Below are 3819 nucleotides of genomic sequence, written 5' to 3' on the forward strand. Positions count from 1 at the left end.
CTTCCTTCCATCTATTTTCCTCCTTCCGATTAAAAACAGATACATAATTTATAATATTCTAGGGTGAAGAGGATTGTGAATGGGAAAAGATATGATGAAAGAAATAGTGTAAACTTCGAATATGGAAAAGAATAACATAGAAAATAGTACTATAGTAGCATATAGATGTTTCAAACTACAGAATTATTGATATTAAGCTAAGTAATATGATGATAATAAATGATGAATTAATAAAAATAGATAAAACAAATTATTTTTCAATTAGTAAATTCATACTATAATGAAGTTAATGGTATTAATTATATAAATAAACAATTATGAAAAAAATTTATTGTGGATAATTTTAGCATTTCAAACTTGACAATAAAATGGAAAAATTATAATTAAAATTAATGAGAATAGAGAAAAGGTGTATAAGCTTTCTAAGTAAGATAGATAAAACTAAGTTTAGATAGTTTTTTAACAGATTAACCTAGCTTACGGAAAGATTGATTAATTTATGCTACTGAGGCATATAAGATGAACTTGCTAGTATTATAGAATTTAAATTCTATAATACTAGCAATAATTATCTATATATTAGATACATTGTTGAATAATTGCTTTGTGATAACTGATTGTATGATTATCTGAGATGTCTATAGGATCGAGGATTTTACTAATATAAGAAAAAGGAGGTGTAATTATCAAAACAACTAAATGCTCATTTCTTTTAGTAATTACATTTTTGTTTGGAAACTTAATAACTGCATATGGAATTGGCAAAAGGTATCTATATCTTCTCTAGTGTTAAGACCTATATTTACCTATATAACTTATAGCATCGGAATAAGTATTTCTGTAGTATCTTTGATTCTAATAACATATATTTTAGTTAAAAAAATAAATAATATAATAGATTGATGAGAATGAATTGAGATTAGTACAATAGGAAGAGAATATATAGTCTCATAGATTACATGTCACCAGATCAATTTGAGCTTAACATATAACAATTTCTTGAATGATTAAATTTAAATATTGACGTAAGTCCATTATTGGGTGTCTCAATTCATAGGAGATGTACTCCTAGCTAATTTTAGAATATTTCACCTTTTTTAACTACTAGGTTTATAATACTGTTATATATTTTGCAAATTATTAGAAGTGAGGTAGAAAAATGATAAAGAAGATACTCTCTAGTAGCATTATAATATTATTAGGATTATTGTTAATGACGCATTTTATACCATCATTTTAAACAGAAAAGACCTTATAAGAAATGGAAAATCCGAAACAGTTATTAATTGAAAGTACTAGTAACTTCAGATGATACGAGGTTATATAAACCCTAAATACATGAAAGATTATAGATTATTAATATATAGGTATTGGATTGTCAACATTAAATTAGACAGTCTTTTTAGGTTACATAGTTTATATGTTCTAGGGCTTAAATAACCTAAAGTTTAATAGTAGGAGCAATTCCATAATCTCGCCGTGCTGCTATAAATCAGAATTAGTTATATCCACCTTTATATTTAGAAGTTGGGCTTTTGCCATTTCTAAATTCCAATCGGTAGGTCTTTCATTTTTTAAATTTAAAACCCATGGGCACCCATCATTAATCCATTTTTGTCTCAATATTTTCCAAGCTATTTTCTTTGGAAGTATTTCAAAATCTCTATAATCTGATATATTAATTCCACTGGGAATAGGTAATTTATTACTTCTCTTAAGATACTCTACAGATATATCGTCATGGAACTCTGATTCATTTCCACAACAAGGACATATATTTCCTATAGAGAATTCTTCGTCTAAACTATTTCCACAAATAGGGCAAAAATATTTTTTCAAGTTAAAAGTACCTCCTTTAATTGATATTGAATTTATATAAAGTCACAAAGTTTTTGTGCTTTCAATCTATTCTCGTATTTTATCATATATGAAGTTCCATTATACGATATGATAAAAGTAGTTTAAATCGGTTGTTACCGTCGCTAAGGTCAAGACCAGTTATCTCTTGTATTTTATTAATTCGGTGAACGATTGTATTTCTATGAACAAATAGTTGGTTGGCTGTAAGTGTCATGTTTCCGCCACACACAAGGTATTTATACAATGTGTTGTAATAATCCGTTCCGCAAGAACTATCATAATTTTGTATTTTTAATATACTTGGATGACAAAAGTCATTTACTTTCATACCTTCCTTAAGATTTGTTAGTATATCATAGATATAGAGATTATCATAATCAAACAGAAAATTTTCAATTTTAAGGAGTCTTCCCAACTTAGATGCACTTTCCGCTTGCATATAGTATTTCATTATATTTGTGATATCGTGAAACATGAGACTTAATCCAGCGTTCAAATTATTTTTTTTCAAAATATCGATGAGTTTCGTTTTTATACCCTGCCATTGTTTTTGGTTCTTGGTATTTATAACAAGAATGACATATTCATTATAATAGACTGATTTACAATATGGTAGAGTACTTTCAAATGACCACCTTAAGTAACCGAGAAAGTGAGCATTAATATTTTTTTTAGGAAGATTTACGGCAACCACGAATAAATTTTTATCGTCAGAAGGAAATAAAGCTTTTGATCTCTCCTTAACCACTGTTTCATTTCTAATTCTTCCGTCAAGTAAGTCGATCAAAAGAAACTCATGCTTTACTCCTGTAAGATTATCATAAAGTTTGCTTTTCTGCATTTCTGAAGCCACAACGTCACATAGTAGCCCTGTGATGGTAATATCTTCTTCTTTAAACTTTTGATTATTTTCTAAAACTCCGATATATCCAATCGTTTTATCATTCAATTCTATTTTTCCAACAATTCTTTTTAAGTTGTGTGGAAACCTAGGCTCTATAAGAATTGGTAGTGTATTTTGATGAATTTTGTCTACAAATCCTTCATGAACATAGGGTTCTAAGTTTTCATCATTTCCATATCCAAAAGATGCTAAGTCTTTCCAGAACATATCATCTATATCTGTAATTGCTGAGGAAGCTAAAAGTTTTGAAGAAGCATCTACTAAAAATACCGGATTGCCAAGTATTTCTGAACCGACCTGTACGATATAGTTGAGCCCCTTTCCTTTAATCAGAGAATTTAGCAGAGAAGCAGAACTGTCTAAAAGTTTTTGTTTTGAATAAAAGATATTCAATACATCATTAAAGAGCTTAAACATATCTGTATTACAGGGAAATAAGGCTATATCCCCATGAATTTGGGATGGAAAAAAGTCACAGTCATTTATGAGAATCAGTCCAATATTTTTGAAGGTATCCATTTTGATTGGTAACATAGTTGTTTTTCCTAGGTAGAGAATATTGTCTTCTAGCTTCATTTCCCTATCATATAAGAACCTTACTTCCTTATATGATAAGTTTGATTGTGTATTTCGATATACTTTTATTTTATAATCCTTTAATTCTGATAGAAAAATATCAAACTTTAAATCCATTGTCTTCACCTCATATTAATTATAGTATAAAAATACAATATCACACAAGTATTTTCGTATTTTTAAACAATGATTTACATGATAATATTTGTTATAATATAATTGTTAATTAATTAACTAAAAAATATTAATCATACTGTTGACAAGTATATTGCTATAACAATAAATAAAGGAGGAAAAGTAATGAAATACCCCAATTTATTTAAACCAATTAAGATTAAAGGTCTAGAATTAAAAAACAGAATAGTTTTCCCTGCTATGGGAACTGGATTTCTAAAAGATGGGTATGTTACGGACGATTTTATCTTTTGATAAGACTCCCACTTCTATAAGTGGGAGAGAAGATTTCTCTTCAGGTGGAG

3 protein-coding genes are annotated in these 3819 nt (G+C 28.0%); 1 reads left to right on the top strand and 2 read right to left on the bottom strand.

Going from position 1 to position 3819, the window contains the following annotated elements; translation table 11 throughout:
* Positions 1–1485 precede the first annotated feature (1485 nt).
* Together JMO20_RS14530 and JMO20_RS14535 are read right to left on the bottom strand one after the other, a co-directional pair.
* Positions 1486–1839 (bottom strand): hypothetical protein, encoded by a 354-nt coding sequence (locus JMO20_RS14530; protein WP_202710421.1) that lies wholly within the window; start codon positions 1837–1839, stop codon positions 1486–1488.
* A gap of 82 nt (positions 1840–1921) precedes the next feature.
* Positions 1922–3457 carry a PucR family transcriptional regulator gene (locus tag JMO20_RS14535; RefSeq protein ID WP_202710422.1) on the bottom strand — a complete coding sequence of 512 codons (1536 nt, stop codon included), beginning with the start codon at positions 3455–3457 and terminating at the stop codon, positions 1922–1924.
* A gap of 183 nt (positions 3458–3640) precedes the next feature.
* Here JMO20_RS14535 and JMO20_RS20440 point away from each other — a divergent pair, with 183 nt between their 5' ends.
* The gene (locus tag JMO20_RS20440; protein WP_279380146.1) at positions 3641–3769 is read left to right on the top strand and encodes a hypothetical protein; all 129 of its coding nucleotides are present in this window, start codon (positions 3641–3643) and stop codon (positions 3767–3769) included.
* Positions 3770–3819: the final 50 nt, after the last annotated feature.

It is taken from the genome of Sporosalibacterium faouarense (assembly GCF_016765695.1).
Taxonomy (GTDB): domain Bacteria; phylum Bacillota; class Clostridia; order Tissierellales; family VENL01; genus Sporosalibacterium; species Sporosalibacterium faouarense.